Genomic DNA, 17,559 nt, shown 5'->3' with positions numbered 1-17,559 from the left:
ACTCCATGCTTTTTGAGGTTGGCGAGACGGTCGTTTACCCCCACCACGGCGCGGCAACGATCATCGAGGTCAAAGACCGAATCATCAAGGGCGAGACGAAGAAGTACCTGAAGCTCAACGTCACGCAGGGCGACCTGATCATCGAGGTCCCCGCTGAGAACGTCGACCTCGTCGGCGTCCGCGATGTCATCGGCAAGGATGGCCTCGACAAGGTCTTCGAGGTGCTGCGCGCTCCTTTCACGGAGGAGCCGACCAACTGGTCGCGCCGATACAAGGCCAACCTCGAGAAGCTCGCCTCCGGTGATGTCATCAAGGTGAGCGAGGTCGTGCGCGACCTCTGGCGCCGCGACCAGGACCGCGGCCTGTCGGCGGGCGAGAAGCGCATGCTGGCCAAGGCGAAGCAGATCCTGATCTCCGAGCTCGCGCTCGCAGAGAAGACCGACGAGGAGCAGGCCAGCGTGATCCTCGACGAGGTGCTCGCTTCCTGACCCGGCCGTCGCTCGCACTCACACCACGCCGGTAGCGTGGACGTGTGAGCCTGCCTTCCGTGTCGCGCGTCGGTGTCGTCGTCGTCGCGGCCGGATCCGGCACCCGCCTCGGTGCGGGTGGGCCCAAGGCGTTCGTCGCGATCGATGACCGGAGCATCCTGCGCCATGCGTTGAGCGGTGTCTTCGCCGCGCCTCGCGCGCATATGGTCGTCGTCGCGCCCCCCGGTCGTGAAGACGAGGCGCTGGCCGACGTGCGCGCGGCGGCGGGTGAACTGGCCGGCATCGTCTCTGTCGTCGCCGGCGGCGCCACGCGTCAGCAGTCGGTCGCTGCAGGGCTTGCGGCCCTGCCTCCCGGGCTCGATATCGTCCTCGTGCACGACGCGGCGCGCGCGCTCACGCCGCCCGAGGTCTTCGAGCGAGTCATCGCAGCCATCGAAGAAGGTGCCGTGGGGGCGATCCCCGTTCTTCCGGTGATCGACACCCTCAAGCGCGTGGCCGGCGACGAGATCGTGGCCGCCGTGGACCGCTCCGAGCTGTCGGCGGCGCAGACGCCGCAGGGATTCCGGCGAGATGTTCTCGACCGGGCATATGCTGCCGCCACCGAGGATTTCACCGACGACGCCGCGCTGGTCGCCACGGCCGGGCATGCCGTCGTCGCCGTGCAGGGGCATCCGCTCGCCTTCAAGATCACGACCGCCGCCGACCTCGACCGTGCGCGCCATCTCGTGGCGCCCCTTCCCGTGGCGGGTCGCGTCGTCGCGGCCCTGCCTCGTGTGGGCATGGGAACGGATGTGCATGCGTTCGGGGGCAGCGGCGACCTGTGGCTCGCGGGCCTGCACTGGCCCGGCGAGCTGGCTCTGTCGGGTCATTCGGACGGGGATGCCGTCGCCCACGCGATCGTCGATGCACTGCTGGCCGCTGCCGGCCTCGGCGACATCGGGACGCATTTCGGCACCGACCACCCCGAGTACGCCGGGGCCCACGCCGACGTCTTCCTGGGCAGGACGGTGACGCTGCTCAGCGAAGCCGGCTGGAGCGTCGGGAACGTGTCCGTGCAGGTGCAGGCGAATCGTCCGCGGTTCGCCGCTCGCCGTGGCGAGGCGGAGCGCGCGCTGTCAGCGGCGCTCGGGGGTGCTGCGGTGTCGATCTCGGCGACGACGACCGACGGCCTCGGCTTCACCGGCCGCGGCGAAGGCGTCGCGGCGTTCGCGGTCGCCGTCGTCGTCCCGGCGTGACGCGCGCTGCGGTCAGAGTTCGCGCGTCATGAACACCGAGAACGGGTCGAGCGCGTAGTCCGCGAACGGACCGCAGGTCGTGAACCCCTCGCCCTCGTACAGTCGCTGGGCGGCGAGGAAGTCCGCCGTCGTGCCGGTCTCGAGCCAGAGGCTGGTCATGCCCCGTTCGCGGGCGGCCGCCATGATGTGCCGCACCAGCGCTCGCCCGACTCCGGAGCCCCGGAACCGGTCGCTCACCCGCATCGACTTCACCTCGCCGCGTGCCTCATCGAGCGTCTTCAGTGCGCCGATGCCGGCGATCTCGCCCTCGATCCACGCCGACCAGATGGAGACGGACGGATCCCGCAGAGCGTCGATGTCGAGGGCGTGCACGCTCTCTGGGGGCGAGGTGTCGTGCATGCCGGCGAGGTGGAAGGCGACCAGGCGCCTCGTCTCGTCGCCGGAGAGGTCGTCGGTGCGGATCTCGATAGTGCGCTGCATAACGCGCCCAGTGTGCCACCCCCGCGTTGCCGCGATGTTTCGCGCCCCTCAGGCCTCGACGGCGTAGGGTGCGGGGTCGCGCGGGCTGCGCGAACCCCATGCGAGCAGCGCGAGGCCGGCCGCGAGCACGATGAGCCCCACGATCGCGAGCATCGAGAGCCGTTCGCCGAGCACGGCGATCCCGAGCACGCTCGCGGTGAGCGGCTCGCCGAGTGTGAGCGTTGCGGCGGTCGCCGCGGTGAGGCCGCTGAGCCCCCACGTGAACATCACGTACGCGATGGCGATGGTGGCAAGGCCCAGCCACAGTGCCATCACGAGGCCTCGGGTCGTGCCGAGCCACGCGAGATCGACGAACGGCAGCGCCAGCGCGCTCAGCGCCGCGGAGCTCGCCCCCATGCCGCCCACGACGGTGAACGGATCCCAGCCTTCGTCGAGCAGGCGTCGCTGCGCGTTGGCGATGACGGCGAACGACGCTCCGGCGCCGACCGACCCGAGCAGCCCGACCGCATCGGTGCCTCCGGCGCCTTCGGCATCGCCCCCGAATCCGAGGAGCACGACGCCGATCGTGGCGAGGGCGGTGGCGCCCATCCACGTCGGTGACGGCATCCGGCGCGTGAGCGCCCATTCCAGCAGCCCGGCGAGGATCGGAGCGGAGCCCAGTGCGACGACGGTGCCGACCGCGACGCCGTTACGGGCCGTCCCGAGGAAGAACAGCGGCTGGTACACCGCAAGGCAGACACCGGTGAGCACCATGAGCGCGATCGGACGGAGACCCGGTCGCGGACGGGTCGCTTCGGCGGGGCGTCTGCGGGCGTGGCGGGCGGCGAGAGCGAACGCGAAGACGGCGAGCCCGGTGCCCCCGATCACCATCCTCATCACGCCGATCGACAGCGGTGTCGTGCCGTCGGGGCCCAGAGCCTGGGACGTGCCGGTGGTGCCGAACAGCACGGCGGCGGCGAGGACGGCGAGCACGTGCACGCTCCCATTTCTAGCGGATACTCGGCCGGTAGGCTGGTGCGGTGACGGTTCAGCTGTATGACACCAAGGCGCAGGTCCTGCGCGACTTCGTGCCACTCGACCCCGGAAACGTCACGATCTACGTGTGCGGGCCGACGGTGCAGTCCGCGCCTCACATCGGCCACCTCCGGGGCGCGCTGAGCTTCGACATCCTGCGTCGCTGGCTGACGCACCGCTTCGGCCGTGTCACGTTCGTGCGCAACGTGACCGACATCGACGACAAGGTGCTCGCCAATGCCACCGACGGCGAGCCGTGGTGGGCCCTGGCCTACCGCATGGAGCTCGCCTTCACGCGCGCCTACACCGCGATCGGCATCCTGCCGCCGACCTACGAGCCCCGCGCCACGGCATCGATCCCGCAGATGCAGGAGCTCATCGAGCGGCTCATCGCGGCGGGCCACGCCTACGCCGCACCGGAGGGTTCGGATGCCGCGGGCGACGTGTACTTCGACGTGCGGTCCTGGCGTGACTACGGGGAGCTGACCCGGCAGAGTCTGGACGCGATGGAGCCGGCGGCCGACGCCGATCCTCGTGGCAAGCGCGACCCGCGGGACTTCGCCCTGTGGAAGGGCGCGAAGCGCGAGGAACCCGCGTCCGCGTCGTGGGATTCGCCGTGGGGCGCTGGGCGGCCGGGATGGCACATCGAGTGCTCGGCGATGTCGCGGCGCTACCTGGGCCCCGAGTTCGACATCCACGGCGGCGGCCTCGATCTGCGATTCCCTCACCACGAGAACGAGCTCGCGCAGTCGACGGCAGCGGGCGACAGTTTCGCACGGTACTGGGTGCACAACGGCCTGGTCACTGTCGGGTCTCAGAAGATGTCGAAGTCGCTGTTCAACTTCGTGCTGGCCGAGGACGTGCTTCGCGAGCGCGATCCGCTGGTGGTGCGCTACGCGCTCGCGGCCGCCCATTACCGGTCGAGCCTGGACGTGACTGACTCGTCGTTCGACGAGGCGGAGGCGGCTGTCGACCGGATCCGGAGCTTCCTCGAGCGCGCGCTCCGCACGCTGCGCGAGGACGAGACCGACGTCCACGTCGTCCCCACGCCCCCTCCCGGCGCCGCTGGCGCGGCGTCGCGAGCCTCCGGGCGCGGGGGCACAGCCGAGGTCCCGGCCCGGTTCGCAGCCGCGCTCGACGACGACCTCGGCGTGCCGCAGGCGCTCGCCGTGCTGCACGAGACCGTGCGTGACGGCAACACCGCCTTGGACACCGGCGACCGGGATGCGGCACTGCGAGCCTTCTCGGAGGTCGCTGTGATGGCGGGCATCCTCGGGATCGACCCCCTCGACCCGCAGTGGGCGTCGACGGATGCCTCAGCCGAGGCATCCGCTCTGGACGCTCTCGTGCAGACCATGATCACGCAGCGCGCCGACGCGCGCGCTGCGAAGGACTGGGCGACGGCCGACCGCATCCGCGACGCGATCGCGGCGGCCGGCATCGCCCTCGAAGACACGGCGGACGGGACTCACTGGACGCTGTCCGGTGAGCGTCCGCCCATGAAGGAGAACTCATGAACAAGGCAGGACGCCCCGGCGCGAGCAGGGGCAAGAAGAAGGGGCCCACGAAGGGCACCGGCGGCAAGAACAAGCGCTCGCTCGAGGGTCGTGGACCGACCCCGAAGGCCGAGGATCGCGCGTGGCACCCGGCGGGCAAGCGCAAGGCCGCTGCCGAGCGCTACGCCGCAGCCGGTGGAAAGGGCGCACCGGGTACGTCGTCGTCGCGTTCGTCGCGTCCGGCGAAGAAGGACGACGACACAGAGACCGTCACCGGACGCAACTCGGTGCTCGAGGCGCTGCGCGCCAAGATCCCGGCGATCGCGTTCTACATCGCCCAGCGCGTCGAGATGGACGACCGTGTCAAGGAGATGCTGTCGATCGCGACCCACCGCGAGATCCCCGTGCTCGAGGTCACGCGCCCTGAGCTGGATCGGATGGCGGGCTTCGACGGTGTGCACCAGGGTGTGGCACTCAAGGTGCCGCCGTACGAGTACGCACACCCGCAGGACCTCCTGGAGCAGATCATCGATCGCGGCCAGACGCCGCTGCTGGTCGCGCTGGACGGCGTGACCGATCCGCGCAACCTCGGGGCAATCATCCGATCCACGGCGGCCTTCGGCGGGCAGGGCGTGATCCTCCCGCAGCGCCGGTCGGCCAGCGTCAACTCGGCGGCGTGGAAGACCAGCGCCGGCGCGGCCGCGCGCATCCCTGTCGCGATCGCCGCGAACCTCACGTCGATGCTCAAGGAGTTCAAGAAGCAGGGCGTCTTCGTCCTCGGTCTCGACGGCGGCGGGGACGTCTCGCTTCCGGCGCTCGAGCTCGCCGACCGTCCCGTCGTGATCGTCGTCGGCTCGGAGGGCAAAGGCCTGTCGAGACTGGTGACCGAGACGTGCGACCAGGTCGTGTCGATCCCGATCTCGGCCTCCACCGAGTCGCTCAACGCCGGGATCGCGGCATCCGTCGCCCTTTATCAGGTGGCCACGACCCGGGCTCAGGGCGGGAACTGATCGATGCCGCCACCCGGCGGCTGCCACGCTAGACCGCTGCGATCGCGTCCACCTCGATCTGGGCGCCGCCCACCAGGGATTGCACGCCGATGAGCGTGCTCGCCGGCAGCTCTTGCGTGCCGACGATGCGGTCCCGCGCCGAGCGCCAGACCGCGAGGCGCTGCTCGTCGAGCCCGACGATGTAGACGTTCACGCGGACGAGGTCAGTGAAGGTCGCCCCGCCCGCATGGAGTGCCCGGCGCAGCTGCGCATAAGTGAGCTCGACCGCCCGCTCGAAGTCGTCGGGGGCGGACCCGTCGTCCTCGTAGCCGACGGCTCCGGACACGAACAGCAGATCTCCGGATGCGACGCGAACGCTGTCGGAGATTCCCGGGAACACCGGCGCCGGGTTGCGGACGAGCCTGTCGGCAGCCACGTCAGTCCTTGTACTGGTAGGGGTTGTAGAGCACCTCCGGCTCGGGGATGTCGGGGAACTGTCCCGCCTTCCAGTCGTCGCCCACTTCGCGTTCCAGGTAGGCCACCGTCTCATCGAGCTTCGCGCGGACCCCTTCCAGGTCTCCGGCGACCACACGGCCCTCGCGCTTGACGACCTCGCCGCCGACCAGCACGGTGTGCACGTCGCCGCGCTGCGCCTGATAGACCACCTGACCCCAGGGATTGATCAGCGGCGCCCACGTGGGGGAGTGCTCGTTCTTGAGCAGCACGACGTCGGCGAGCTTGCCGGCTTCGAGCGAGCCGATGAGGTGGTCCTTGCCGATCGCCTTGGCTCCGCCCCTCGTCGCCATCTCCACGACCTCCTGCGCGCGCAGCTTCACGTGGGTGACCGTCTCGGCCGGTTCCAGCTGGTGGGCGAGGAAGTGCTCGAGAGCACGGTCGGCGTTGACCGTCGCGCGCATGGCGGAGAAGAGGTCGGCGCTGAACCACACGCTCGTGTCCACCGAGAGCGAGGCCGGGATGCCGTAGCGCCGAAGGTGGTGAAGGGGAGGGTATCCCTGTCCGCACGTGTCCTCCGACTCGGTGGCGAGCGACACGTTGCCGCCTGTCGCGGCGATCTTCTGGTACGACTCGGCGGAGAGCGAGGCGGCATGGACGTAGGTGAAGCCCTCCTCCATGACGCCCGCATCGTATGCGTTCCGGATGCCCCAGTCATTCGTAGCCCCCCACACTCCGGCATGGGTCGTCACGCGCAGTCCCAGATCCTTGGCGGCGCGGTAGGCCGCGAGCTCGGGGAATTCCTCGTTCTGATTGGGGACATCGAACGCGATCTGCGTGCCGAACATCCGCGAATCGTCTCGTGACTTCTCCAGGAGCGCCCGCACGGCGGGGTCGGCCGTCCATTCCCACGGCGACTGGTGGATGTTGCCGTAGGCGAAGACGAAGCGCCCCGGTGAGGACACGAGAGCGTCGAACGCGGCTTCGCCGTGCTCGACGGTGCGCAGACCGTGCGACCAGTCGACACTCGTCGTCACTCCCGACTCGATGGCGTCCAGCGCGGAGATCAGATTGCCGGCGGCGTAGTCCTGAGGGCGGAACTTCGCCCCGTGCTGCAGGTAGTACCAGACGAAGTACTGCGTCAACGTCCAGTCCGCGCCGTACGCGCGCATCGCCGTCTGCCACATGTGCCGGTGCGTGTCCACCATGCCGGGCATCACGATGCCGCCGCCGGCATCGATCTCGAAGGCGTCGTCCGGCGCCGTCACCTCGACGCCGACCTCGGCGATCCTGCCGTCTTTGACGAGCACGTCGCCGCGAGGCAGCACGGTGCGGGAATCATCCATCGTGAGGACGATCCCGTTGCGGAACACGATCGGCTGGCCGTCGCGCGGGGACGGTGAATCTGTCATCGGTGATCTCCTTCGATCAGCGGGCTGAGCCAGATGAGGTGCGATGCGGGCCGGGGTCGTTCGGTCATGCGGTGTTAAGCAGCTGTGCAGTGACGACGAACGTCGCAACGGCACCAGCATGACGCATTCATCCGCATATGGGTAGAGGCAGAAATCGCTCACCTTCGCGAATGAGAAGGGCCGTCGACGCTTGACAACCGCTGCGTACGGGCGTTTACATGGGTTCAGTGTGACTGAACAGTGATTCCGCGGGCTGCTCCCGTCGTCTCTGTGTCACACCGCGGTGCGAAGGCGCGCCGTGAAGGCCGATGCAAGGAGGCAGCGCATGGCGCGGTTCGTCGTCCGACGGGCACGAGAGGCCGAGTACACCGACCCGGGGGCGCTCGCGCCGGGCGCCGAGGGCGCGACCCGTTGGCGGGCCGTCGGCGAAGAGGACGGTGCCGCGCACACGGACTTCGGCATCACGCGGTTGGACAGCGGCGGTCGCATTCCGACGCACGTGCATTCGTTCGAGGAGAGCTTCCACATCCTCGAAGGCGAGGTGATCCTCGCCACGCCGGAAGCCACGGTCCACCTGGTCGCCGGCGACTACGGCGTGATACCCATCGGCGTGCCCCACGCCTGGCGGGCGGTCGGTGGGCACCGGGCAGCGTGGTCGGACCTGTTCACGCCTCCCGCCCGTGCCCGACACGGCTCGGACACCTACCGCGTGGCGGACCTTCCCGACGTCCCGCCCATCGCCGTCGACCCGCGAGATCCGCGCACGCGTTCGTTCGGCAACATCACGGCCGACCACATGAATCCCGGCCGGCAGTCGCAGGAGCTGCTCGCGGTCTCGGCGAGTATGCGCACCGCGCTGCTCGTCTACAGCGGGATCACGCTCAAGATGATGGTCGACTCGGACCTCGGCGCGACGCTCGGAACGATGTTCATGGTGCAGTACGAGCCCGATGGCAAGGCCGGCACGCACGACCATCCCCTCGAAGAGGCGTACCTGATCACGGAGGGGCAGGTGGCGGCGACGTTCGACGGTGAGGAGTTCCTCCTCGAGACAGGCGACATCGCGTGGGCGGGTGTGGGCTGCGAGCACTCGTTCGCCGCCACCGGTGCACCGGTGCGCTGGCTCGAGACGCAGGCGCCCCAGATGCCCCCGCGCCACGCGTATCGCTTCGCACGGGACTGGCAGTACCTGGAGGAACGACTGGAGGAGGAACTGTGAGCGGACGGACGATACTCGTCGCCGGCGGATCATCGGGCATCGGGCTCGAGCTGGCCAAGGATCTGGTGGCCGGAGGCGATCGCGTGATCGTGACCAGCCGGAGCCGCGAGACGGCCGACGAGGTCGCCGCGGGACTGGGTGCGAACGCGACGGGCATGGCGCTGGACGTCTCCGAGCCGGAGGGCATCGCGGACCAGCTGCGGGGCGTCCCCGCCCTCGACGGCGTCGTCATGGCGGCGATCGAACGGGACGCCAACACCATCCGCGACTACGACATCACCCGCGCCCGGCGGCTCATCACCCTCAAGCTCATCGGCTACACCGAGACGGTGCACACGCTGCTGGATCGACTGACGCCGAGCGTCGAGACGGGGATCGTGCTGTTCGGCGGTCGCGCGAAGGATGCTCCGTACCCCGGGTCGACCACGGTGTCGACCATCAACGGCGGCGTGGACGGGCTCATGAACACCCTCGCCCATGAGCTCGCGCCGATCCGCGTGAACTCGCTGCACCCCGGAATCATCGGGGACAGCCCGTTCTGGGCCGGCAAGCCGGACGGGGTGCTCGCCGGGTACGAGAGCCGTACGCCGGGCGGCACCCTGGCCACCATGGCCGACGTCGTCGACGCCGTCCGGTTCCTGCTGTTCAACCGGGGCGTCTCGGCTCACAGTCTGAATGTGGACCGCGGCTGGCGCATCACATGATCGGCCGGACGACGACGGGACCCCACACGAGAAGGAGCGGATCATGAGCATCGCCACACGCGGCACGATGGGCGTCGACTGGGAGGCCCGCGTCGATTTCGAGCGGCTGCGCGACGAGCGCCTGGCGCGCTTGCACGCCGAACTGGAGCGTTCGTCGCTGGGCGCCGTGCTCGCGTTCGACTTCGGCAACATCCGGTACGCGTCGGCGACGCACATCGGCACGTGGGCGATGGACAAGCTCATCCGCTTCTGCCTCGTGACGCGCAAGACCGACCCGATCGTCTGGGACTTCGGCTCTGCTGCCAAGCACCATGATCTGCTGAATCCGTGGCTGCACGAGACCCACATGGAGGCGGATGCCGATCCTCATGCACCGCATCATGGTGCGAAGCGGCCGCGCCTGGAGTCTGGTGCGCGAGCGGGGATCTCCACTCTCCGCGGCGCCTTCCCGCCGGGAGCCGGCATCGCGGAGGAGGTGGCGCGCAAGATCCGGCGTGAGCTCGAGCGGTTCGGGCTGCTCGGCGAGCCCCTCGGCGTGGACGTGATCGAGCTGCCGATCCTGTTCGCGCTTCAGAAGGAGGGGATCGACGTCGCCGACGGCCAGCAGGTCTTCATGGAGGCACGGCGGATCAAGACACCCGATGAGATCACGCTCCTCACCACGGCGGCGTCGATGGTCGACGCCGCGTACGACCAGCTGTACGAGTTCCTGCGCCCGGGCGTGCGCGAGAACCAGGCCGTGGGCCTGGTCGCGAAGTCGCTGTACGACCAGGGTTCGGAGTACGTCGAAGGCGTCAACGCCATCTCCGGGGAGCGCTGCGCGCCGCACCCGCACGTGTACTCCGACCGCGCCGTGCGGCCGGGAGACCCGGCGTTCTTCGACATCCTCCACTCGTTCAACGGCTATCGCACGTGCTACTACCGCACGTTCGCCGTCGGTTCGGCCAGCCCGGCGCAGGTCGACGCGTATACGCGGGCGAGGGAGTACATGGATGTCGCGATCGCCGCCGTGCGGCCCGGCGCGACGACCGCTGACATAGTGAGCCTGTGGCCCAAGGCCGAGGAGTTCGGATTCCCGGACGAGGAGGCCGCCTTCGCGCTGCAGTACGGGCACGGGGTGGGTCTGTCCATCTGGGAGAAGCCGATCTTCTCCCGGCTCACCTCGCTCGAGCACCCGGAGGTGCTCGAGGAGGGGATGGTCTTCGCGCTCGAGACGTACTGGCCGGCCTCCGACGGATGGGGCGCCGCCCGCATCGAGGAGGAGGTCGTCGTCACCGCCGACGGCTGCGAGGTCATCACCAAGTTCCCCGCGGAGACCCTGCTCGTGGCGGGCGGTGGCCGGTACTTCACCGTGAACGGCGCGCTTCCCGGCATTCGCGACTCGCAGTCCCACCTGAACACTCCTGAGGGCCGGGGCGAGTCTCAAGTCTGAGCGGGGCGGGGCCGGTTGTTCCGGCCCCGCTTCTACGCGTGGTGTGCGCACGCACTGATCGTTCGTCACCTGCACTGTGCACTCACAATTTATCGATTGTGCAGTGACACTTGACAGACCTGAGAAGCATTGGTTCACTGGGGGCACCAGCGATCCCGCAGGCACTCCCCGACGACGTGGAAGGTCCGATACATCGGTGTTCGAACCCGTCTTCCTGGCACAACAGGTGCTCAACGGATTGAGCTTCGGCGCTCTCCTCTTTCTGCTCGCGAGCGGTCTGACGCTCGTCTTCGGTCTCATGCGCATCGTCAACATGGCGCACGGCGCGTTCTACATGCTGGGCGGATACATCGGCGTCGTGATCGCAACGCTGACCGGCAATCTGCTGCTCGCCGTGATCGTCGCGATCATCGTGGTCGCGGGAACCGCCTTCATCGTCGAGGTCGTGCTGCTCCGGTTCGTGCGTGGCCAGGAGATGCCCGAAGTCCTCCTGACCATCGGCGTCTCGTTCGTGATCGCCGATCTCTGCCTCGCCGTCTTCGGCGGTGACCCGCAGAATCTGCCGGCCTCGGTGAAGATCCCCGGCGCCCTGATGATCGGCGAGTTCATCTATCCCTGGTACCGCATCTTCGTGATCGCCGTCGCGGTGGTCATCGGGCTGGCGCTCGCTCTCGTGCAGTACAAGACGCGTGTCGGTGCGATCGTGCGGGCCGGCGTGGACGACCGCGAGATCATCACCGCGATGGGCATCAACATCAAGTGGGTGTTCACCGGCATGTTCGTCGTCGGAGCCGCCCTCGCCGCCATAGGCGGCACGATCGGAGCGGGCGTGCAGAGCATCCTTCCGGGTGTTCAGAACGAAGTCCTGCTGTACGCGCTCGTCGTCATCATCATCGGCGGCCTCGGCAGCATCCCCGGCGCCGCCATCGGCAGCGTCCTCATCGGGCTCATCGACGCCTTCGCGAAGGCGTGGATACCCGAGCTCGCCTACTTCACGATCTTCCTGCCGATGGCGCTCGTGCTGGTGCTGCGCCCCACCGGCCTGTTCGGAAAGGCAGCCTGATGAGCAACCGCATCGTCGAGACCAAGACGGTCCGGACGTTCGGCATCCCGCGCGACTCCCGGACCATGACGATCAACCTCGTGCTGCTGGGCGCACTGCTGGTCCTCGCCATCGCCTTGCCCTACCTGGGCGTCTCGGGATTCGCGGTCTCGCTGACCTCGACCATCCTCATCGCAGCGACACTGGCCTCCAGCGTCAACTTCCTGGCCGGTCAGGGCGGCATGGTGTCGCTCGGTCACGCCGGAATCGCCGCGGCGGCAGCCTACGGCGCGGGCTGGGCCTCCCGGCAGGGGTTCGATCCCGGAATGCAGGTCGTCTTCGCGCTCGGCCTCACCCTCTTCGTCTCGCTCGTCTACGGCCTGCTGTCGATGCGGACCAACGGCATCTACTTCCTCATGGTGACGCTGGCCGTCGGAATGCTCATCTACGGCCTGGCCTTCCGGCTGTCGACGGTCACCGGCGGAGAGAACGGGATCTCGGGCATCCAGCGTCCTGAGTGGATGGCGTCGTACTGGATGTTCTACTACGTGGTGCTGGGTGCCTTCGTCGTGCTGACCGCGGCGCTCTGGGTGGTCGGCAACTCTCCGTTCGGCGCCAGTCTGCGCGGCGTCCGCGACAGTGAGAGCCGCATGCGGAGCCTGGGCTACAGCGTCGCCTCGTACAAGCTGAGCGCCTTCATGATCTCGGGCACGGTGGCGGGCCTGGCGGGACTTCTGTCGGTGTGGCACACGCATTTCGTGAGCCCGTCGTCGGCGGGCGTCGACCGCTCCGTCCACCTCATCGTCATGGTGATCCTCGGCGGTATCGGCACGCTCCTCGGGCCGCTCATCGGCGCCGCCGTCGTCGTTCTGGTCGAGACCGTGCTGTCGAGCTATGTCGACCGCTGGCCGACGGTCCTGGGGCTCATCTTCATCCTCGTCATCCTCTTCGCGCGGGCCGGCATCGCCGGGAGCACGCGCAAACTCGTCAATCGCCTTCGCAGGCATCCCCCCTCCGCACCACCGGGTGACGGAGGGCCACCACCGGAACCACCCGGGTCCGATGCATCACACACACAGCAAGCACGTCGAGAGGATCTGTCATGAAGTCAACGTCGACCTTCCTGCGCCGCCGAGCCGTGGCCGCCGCAGGAATCGCCGCCGCCGCGGCGCTCGCCCTGTCGGCCTGCGCACCGCCCGGAGCCGCCGAGCCGTCGGGGGACGCCTCCGCGCCTGCCGGTGAGACCGGAGCCCTCAAGGTGGGCTACATCTCGCCGACGACGGGCAACTTCGCCGTCGCCGGGCAGGAGATGGTGGACGGCTGGAACCTCTACTGGGAGACGCAAGGCAATGAAGTGAACGGCGTCACGATCGAGACCATCGTCGAGGACGATGCGGGCAACCCCGAGACCTCGCTCACGAAGGCCCGCAAGCTGGTCGAGCAGGACGAGGTCGACGTGATCGTCGGCCCCCTGATCGCCAACACCGCGCTCGCCGTCGCCGAGTACACGGCAAGCGTCGGGGTGCCGAACCTCCACCCGGTGGCGGCATCCGACGATCTGACACAGCGCAACGCCAACGACCTCACCGTTCGCACCGGATCGATGGGCGGATCGCAGGCGAACTACCCCGGCGGCGAGTGGGCGGCCACCGAGGGCGGCTTCGACACGGCGGTCACCCTGTGCGCCGACTACGCATTCGGCTGGGAGTCGTGCGCAGGATTCGTGCAGGGCTTCGTCGAGAACGGCGGCGAGGTCGTGGAGCAGATCTGGTTCCCGAACTCCACGACCGACTTCTCGACATATGCGTCGCAGATCCAGGCGGCTGATGCCGATGTCGTGTACGTCGCGACGGCGGGTGGCGCACCCGGTCCGAACTTCCTCAACGCCTACCTCGGCCTCGGGCTCGACATGGACAAGCTCCTCGTGAACTGCTGCGCCGCCGACCAGGGGACGCTGCGCACGATGGGCGACTCGATCATCGGCCTGAAGTCGATCAGCTACTGGGCGGAGGGACGTGACAGCGAGGTCGTCGCCGAGTTCATCGAGGCCTACAAGGAGTTCTCGGACGGCAAGGTTCCGGGCGCCTACGTGGCCGGCGGCTACATCACGGCGTCGCTCGTGGCCTCGGTGCTGGAGGAGAACGGCCTGGTGACGGGCGAGGAGCTGGTGTCGGCGATCACCGAGTACACCTTCGAGGACAGCATCTTCGGCCGCGTCCAGTGGGACGAGTACAACAACACGGTCGGCCCGGTCTACATCCGCGAGGTCGAGAAGCTGGACGACGGGAATCTGTACAACGTTCCGATCGCCACCTTCGAGGACGTCGACCAGTGGCTCGGGCGCACGCCCGAGGAGGCGCTCGCGCAGCCGACGTACTCGCAGACCTTCCAGGGGCTCGAGTGACAGAAGCGACGACGGCGAAGGCCCCGGACCCGGCAGGGTCCGGGGCCCCAGCCCCCGCGCTCGTCGTCGCGGGCCTCGGCAAGCGGTACGGCGGCGTGCAGGCGGTCGACGACATCTCGCTCGATCTAGCCCCGGGCGAGCGGATGGGGGTCATCGGGCCGAATGGTGCCGGAAAGACCACGCTGTTCAAGATGATCGCGGGCGACGTCGGTCCCACGGCCGGCACCATCGAGCTGTTCGGGCGCGATGTCACCAAGCTGTCGACGGCACGCCGAGCCCGCCTGGGCGTCGGCCGCACATTCCAGGTCTCCAATCTCTTCCGCGAGATGACCGTTCTCGACAACGTCCGTGTCGCAGCGCGCGGCGGATCCTCGAAGGCGCGGGTGTTCTGGCGCGTGCAGGGCCGGCGTGACGAGGTGACCCAGGAGTCGACCATGATGCTGGAGTCGGTCGGGCTTCACGCACGCCGCGACGACACGGTCGCGGACCTCTCCCACGGCGAGCAGCGCCAGCTCGAGATCGCGATGGCGCTCGTGAGCCGCCCCACCATCCTGCTGCTCGACGAGCCCGCCGCCGGTCTGAGCGCCATGGAGCGCGCCACCCTCCGCCGCCTCATCGAGGAGCTCCCTCGCACGCTCCCGATCCTCCTGATCGAGCACGACATGACCCTCGCTCTCGGCCTCACCGATCGCGTCATGTGCATGGAGAACGGCAAGCACGTCGTCACCGGCACCCCGGACGAGGTCCGCGACCATCCGACGGTGAAGGAGATCTATCTGGGAAGGCGCGACAAGAAGTGACTCTTCAGGTCAAGGGACTGCACGCGGGATACGCGACCGCGGGCGTGCTGCACGGCGTGGACTTCGCGATCGACGACGGTCAGTCCGTGGCGTTGCTGGGCCGCAACGGGATGGGCAAGACGACGCTGGTGCGCACGATCTGCGGTCTTCGGCCGCCGACCGTGCAGCACGGCACCATCGAGTACGACGGCGTGGACATCACCCGCAAGCCGACTCATCTGATCTCGAGAGCCGGAATCGCCATCGTCCCTCAGGGACGTCGCGTGTTCGGCTCCCTCACGACGCTGGAGAATCTCACCGTCGTCCGGCGGTCGAAGCCCTCGCGCGGCGAGACGTGGACCGTCGAGCGCGTGTTCGAGTTCTTTCCGCGCCTCGCAGAGCGCTCCGGCTCGATGGCGCGGTCACTGTCGGGAGGCGAGCAGCAGATGCTCGCGATCGGCCGAGCCCTCATGACGAATCCGACGCTTCTCATCATGGACGAACCGAGCGAGGGCCTGGCCCCCAGCGTGCTCGACGTCATCCAGGACCGTCTCGCGGGCTTGCGCAGCTCCGGCCTGTCGATCCTGATCGCCGAGCAGAACGTCGACCTCGCGCTGGACATCGCGGAGCATGTCATCGTGATCGACGACTCGGGCACCATCGCGTGGTCGGGTTCTCCTGCAGAGCTGCGCGCCGACGGCCGCGTGCTCGAGAAGCACCTGAGCATCTGAGGCGGAGGACGACGTGCACACCGACGCCGCGCAGCGGACTGTTCCCTTGGTGGATCTGCTGCTGCATCACGGACGCGTGACGACGTTCGCGGATCCCGATGAGGGCGCCGCTGAGGCGCAGTCCGTCGCCGTCGCGGGTGGGCGCATCATCGCCGTAGGATCCGACGACGACCTGGCGCCGTTGCGACCTCTCAGCGCGCGCACGATCGATCTGGGTGGCCGCCGCGTGCTGCCCGGCCTCAACGACTCCCATGTCCACGCCGTACGGGGCGGTGTCTCGTGGACTCGTACGATGCACTGGGAAGATGTCCGCTCCATCGCCGAGGCGCTCGTCCGGGTTCGCGAGGACGCCAGAGACCGCGGACCCGGCGCATGGGTGTCGGTGGTCGGCGGATGGCATTCGTCTCAGCTGACCGAGGACCGGACGCCTACCCGCGCCGAGCTCGATGCGGCGGCCCCCGACAATCCCGTCTACGTCCAGGAGCTGTACGACCGCGGCATCCTGAACTCGGCGGGCCTGCGGGCCTGTGGCTTCGACGACGACTCGACCGACCCCGCTCGCGGGACTCTCGTGCGCGACGCATCCGGTTCGCTCACCGGTGAGATTCGCGGAGTCGGTGCGTTCGCGGTGCCGCTCGCGCTCGCGCTGCGCGTGGACGCACCCGAGTCCGAGGCCGGTGTGCGAGCGATGTGCTCCGTCTTCGCGCGGCACGGCCTCACCGGCTTCGTCGACGGGGGAGGGCTCCTCGTCACTCCACGCGACTACGACCCGCTGTACGCCGTGTGGCGGAAGGGCGGACTGGACGTCCGCGCGCGGCTCTTCCACTCGGCCTGGACCCGCGGTGGTGAGGTCGCCGATGTCGAGGCCATGACCACCTTCCTGCAGCCGGACATGGGTGACGCCATGCTGCGAGTGGCGGGCATCGGCGAGATCCCTCACCTCGGCTGCCACGACATGGAGGGCTTCGAGCCCTTCGACATCGAGGACGGCGCCTTCGCCGAACTGGTCGACGTGGTTCGGCTGTGCGCGACGAGGGGATGGCGGATGAGCGTCCACGCAGTGCTCGAGGCCACTCTCCGACGGATCCTGGATGCGTGGGAGCGCGTCGAGAACGAGACGGGCCTCGTCGCCGGACGTGGCTGGTCGATCGTTCACGCCGACGAGGCATCGCGTGCGAGCCTGGAGCGCGTCGCGCGGCTCGGCGCCGGCATCCTGGTGCAGAACCGCCTGCTGCTCAAGGGCGGCGACTACGTCTCGGCATGGGGAGCAGAGGCGACGGCCTCGGCGCCCCCCATCGGCGACATGCGCGATCTCGGGATCCCGATCGGTGGCGGCACCGACGCGACGCGCGCGAACTGGTTCTCGCCGTGGGCTTCGATCTGGTGGCTGGTGACGGGCGGCACGCTGAACGGCCGAGGTGAGCGCGCGGCTGCGCACCGGCTGTCGCGGTCGGCCGCGATCGCGACCTACACGCGAGACGCCGCATGGTTCACCGGCGAACAGGGGCACCGTGGGCGAATCGTGCCCGGATACGACGCCGACCTGTGCGTACCAGACCGGGATCCGTTCGCGTGCGCGGACGACGACCTCCGCGACATCCTCAGCGAACTGACCATCGTGAACGGCCGCGTCACCCACGACGCGGGAGGGCTCGGCGGCTGAGCCGCCGGACGAGAGGAA

The 17,559-nt window shown here is 68.8% G+C and carries 17 protein-coding genes; 13 read left to right on the top strand and 4 right to left on the bottom strand.

Features of this window, described 5'->3' with window-relative positions; genetic code table 11:
- Positions 1-5: 5 nt before the first annotated feature.
- Positions 6-488, top strand: a complete 483-nt coding sequence (locus tag ACLKM7_RS01950; RefSeq protein WP_436445331.1) for a CarD family transcriptional regulator — start codon at positions 6-8, stop codon at positions 486-488.
- Positions 489-532: 44 nt separating this feature from the next.
- The gene (gene ispD, locus ACLKM7_RS01945) at positions 533-1,723 is read left to right on the top strand and encodes a 2-C-methyl-D-erythritol 4-phosphate cytidylyltransferase (protein ID WP_436445330.1); all 1,191 of its coding nucleotides are present in this window, start codon (positions 533-535) and stop codon (positions 1,721-1,723) included.
- Between the two features lie 12 nt (positions 1,724-1,735).
- Here the strand turns inward: ispD and ACLKM7_RS01940 are convergent, their stop codons facing one another.
- Complete coding sequence (locus tag ACLKM7_RS01940; RefSeq protein WP_436445329.1) at positions 1,736-2,203, bottom strand: GNAT family N-acetyltransferase; 468 nt, start codon at positions 2,201-2,203, stop codon at positions 1,736-1,738.
- Between the two features lie 48 nt (positions 2,204-2,251).
- Positions 2,252-3,181 carry a DMT family transporter gene (locus ACLKM7_RS01935; RefSeq protein ID WP_436445328.1) on the bottom strand — a complete coding sequence of 310 codons (930 nt, stop codon included), beginning with the start codon at positions 3,179-3,181 and terminating at the stop codon, positions 2,252-2,254.
- A gap of 41 nt (positions 3,182-3,222) precedes the next feature.
- Here ACLKM7_RS01935 and cysS point away from each other — a divergent pair, with 41 nt between their 5' ends.
- Both cysS and rlmB read left to right on the top strand, forming a co-directional pair.
- Positions 3,223-4,734, top strand: coding sequence for a cysteine--tRNA ligase (cysS, locus tag ACLKM7_RS01930; protein WP_436445327.1), 1,512 nt, complete (start codon positions 3,223-3,225; stop codon positions 4,732-4,734).
- Complete coding sequence (gene rlmB / locus ACLKM7_RS01925) at positions 4,731-5,723, top strand: 23S rRNA (guanosine(2251)-2'-O)-methyltransferase RlmB (RefSeq protein ID WP_436445326.1); 993 nt, start codon at positions 4,731-4,733, stop codon at positions 5,721-5,723. Before cysS ends, rlmB begins: the two co-directional genes overlap by 4 nt.
- 28 nt (positions 5,724-5,751) lie before the next feature.
- Here rlmB and ACLKM7_RS01920 read toward each other — a convergent pair whose 3' ends face one another.
- Entirely contained in the window at positions 5,752-6,138 is a 387-nt protein-coding gene (locus ACLKM7_RS01920) for a RidA family protein (protein WP_436445325.1), read from the bottom strand.
- Position 6,139: 1 nt separating this feature from the next.
- Positions 6,140-7,567 carry an amidohydrolase family protein gene (locus ACLKM7_RS01915; RefSeq protein WP_436445324.1) on the bottom strand — a complete coding sequence of 476 codons (1,428 nt, stop codon included), beginning with the start codon at positions 7,565-7,567 and terminating at the stop codon, positions 6,140-6,142.
- Positions 7,568-7,892: 325 nt separating this feature from the next.
- Between ACLKM7_RS01915 and ACLKM7_RS01910 the strand changes: the two genes are divergently transcribed.
- The 9 genes from ACLKM7_RS01910 (at position 7,893) to ACLKM7_RS01870 (ending at position 17,541) form a co-directional block, all read left to right on the top strand.
- Complete coding sequence (locus tag ACLKM7_RS01910) at positions 7,893-8,786, top strand: cupin domain-containing protein (protein WP_436445323.1); 894 nt, start codon at positions 7,893-7,895, stop codon at positions 8,784-8,786.
- The gene (locus tag ACLKM7_RS01905) at positions 8,783-9,490 is read left to right on the top strand and encodes an SDR family NAD(P)-dependent oxidoreductase (protein ID WP_436445322.1); all 708 of its coding nucleotides are present in this window, start codon (positions 8,783-8,785) and stop codon (positions 9,488-9,490) included. The genes ACLKM7_RS01910 and ACLKM7_RS01905 overlap by 4 nt, the downstream gene beginning before the upstream one ends.
- Positions 9,491-9,533: 43 nt before the next feature.
- Entirely contained in the window at positions 9,534-10,922 is a 1,389-nt protein-coding gene (locus ACLKM7_RS01900; protein ID WP_436445320.1) for a M24 family metallopeptidase, read from the top strand.
- 196 nt (positions 10,923-11,118) lie between these two features.
- Entirely contained in the window at positions 11,119-11,985 is an 867-nt protein-coding gene (locus ACLKM7_RS01895) for a branched-chain amino acid ABC transporter permease (RefSeq protein WP_436445319.1), read from the top strand.
- On the top strand, positions 11,985-13,070 hold the full coding sequence (locus tag ACLKM7_RS01890; RefSeq protein ID WP_436445318.1) for a branched-chain amino acid ABC transporter permease: 1,086 nt from the start codon (positions 11,985-11,987) through the stop codon (positions 13,068-13,070). The genes ACLKM7_RS01895 and ACLKM7_RS01890 overlap by 1 nt, the downstream gene beginning before the upstream one ends.
- A complete protein-coding gene (locus ACLKM7_RS01885; RefSeq protein WP_436445317.1) occupies positions 13,067-14,368 on the top strand; it encodes an ABC transporter substrate-binding protein in 1,302 nt (433 codons plus the stop codon). Before ACLKM7_RS01890 ends, ACLKM7_RS01885 begins: the two co-directional genes overlap by 4 nt.
- Positions 14,365-15,168 (top strand): ABC transporter ATP-binding protein, encoded by an 804-nt coding sequence (locus ACLKM7_RS01880; RefSeq protein WP_436445316.1) that lies wholly within the window; start codon positions 14,365-14,367, stop codon positions 15,166-15,168. Before ACLKM7_RS01885 ends, ACLKM7_RS01880 begins: the two co-directional genes overlap by 4 nt.
- Positions 15,165-15,878 (top strand): ABC transporter ATP-binding protein, encoded by a 714-nt coding sequence (locus ACLKM7_RS01875; RefSeq protein WP_436445315.1) that lies wholly within the window; start codon positions 15,165-15,167, stop codon positions 15,876-15,878. Before ACLKM7_RS01880 ends, ACLKM7_RS01875 begins: the two co-directional genes overlap by 4 nt.
- 13 nt (positions 15,879-15,891) lie before the next feature.
- Entirely contained in the window at positions 15,892-17,541 is a 1,650-nt protein-coding gene (locus ACLKM7_RS01870; protein WP_436445314.1) for an amidohydrolase, read from the top strand.
- Positions 17,542-17,559: the final 18 nt, after the last annotated feature.

The organism is Microbacterium sp. I2 (assembly GCF_051364985.1).
Lineage (GTDB): Bacteria > Actinomycetota > Actinomycetes > Actinomycetales > Microbacteriaceae > Microbacterium.
The sequence above is the reverse complement of the archived record's forward strand: the minus strand, read 5'-3'. Positions and strand labels throughout refer to the sequence as shown.

Bases quoted from the DNA above. Each gene is read 5' to 3' on its own strand.
- ACLKM7_RS01950 (WP_436445331.1), top strand. From the start codon at position 6: ATGCTTTTTGAGGTTGGCGAGACGGTCGTTTACCCCCACCACGGCGCG.
- ACLKM7_RS01940 (WP_436445329.1), bottom strand. From the start codon at position 2,203: ATGCAGCGCACTATCGAGATCCGCACCGACGACCTCTCCGGCGACGAG.
- rlmB (WP_436445326.1), top strand. From the start codon at position 4,731: ATGAACAAGGCAGGACGCCCCGGCGCGAGCAGGGGCAAGAAGAAGGGG.
- ACLKM7_RS01915 (WP_436445324.1), bottom strand. From the start codon at position 7,567: ATGACAGATTCACCGTCCCCGCGCGACGGCCAGCCGATCGTGTTCCGC.
- ACLKM7_RS01910 (WP_436445323.1), top strand. From the start codon at position 7,893: ATGGCGCGGTTCGTCGTCCGACGGGCACGAGAGGCCGAGTACACCGAC.
- ACLKM7_RS01900 (WP_436445320.1), top strand. From the start codon at position 9,534: ATGAGCATCGCCACACGCGGCACGATGGGCGTCGACTGGGAGGCCCGC.
- ACLKM7_RS01890 (WP_436445318.1), top strand. From the start codon at position 11,985: ATGAGCAACCGCATCGTCGAGACCAAGACGGTCCGGACGTTCGGCATC.
- ACLKM7_RS01885 (WP_436445317.1), top strand. From the start codon at position 13,067: ATGAAGTCAACGTCGACCTTCCTGCGCCGCCGAGCCGTGGCCGCCGCA.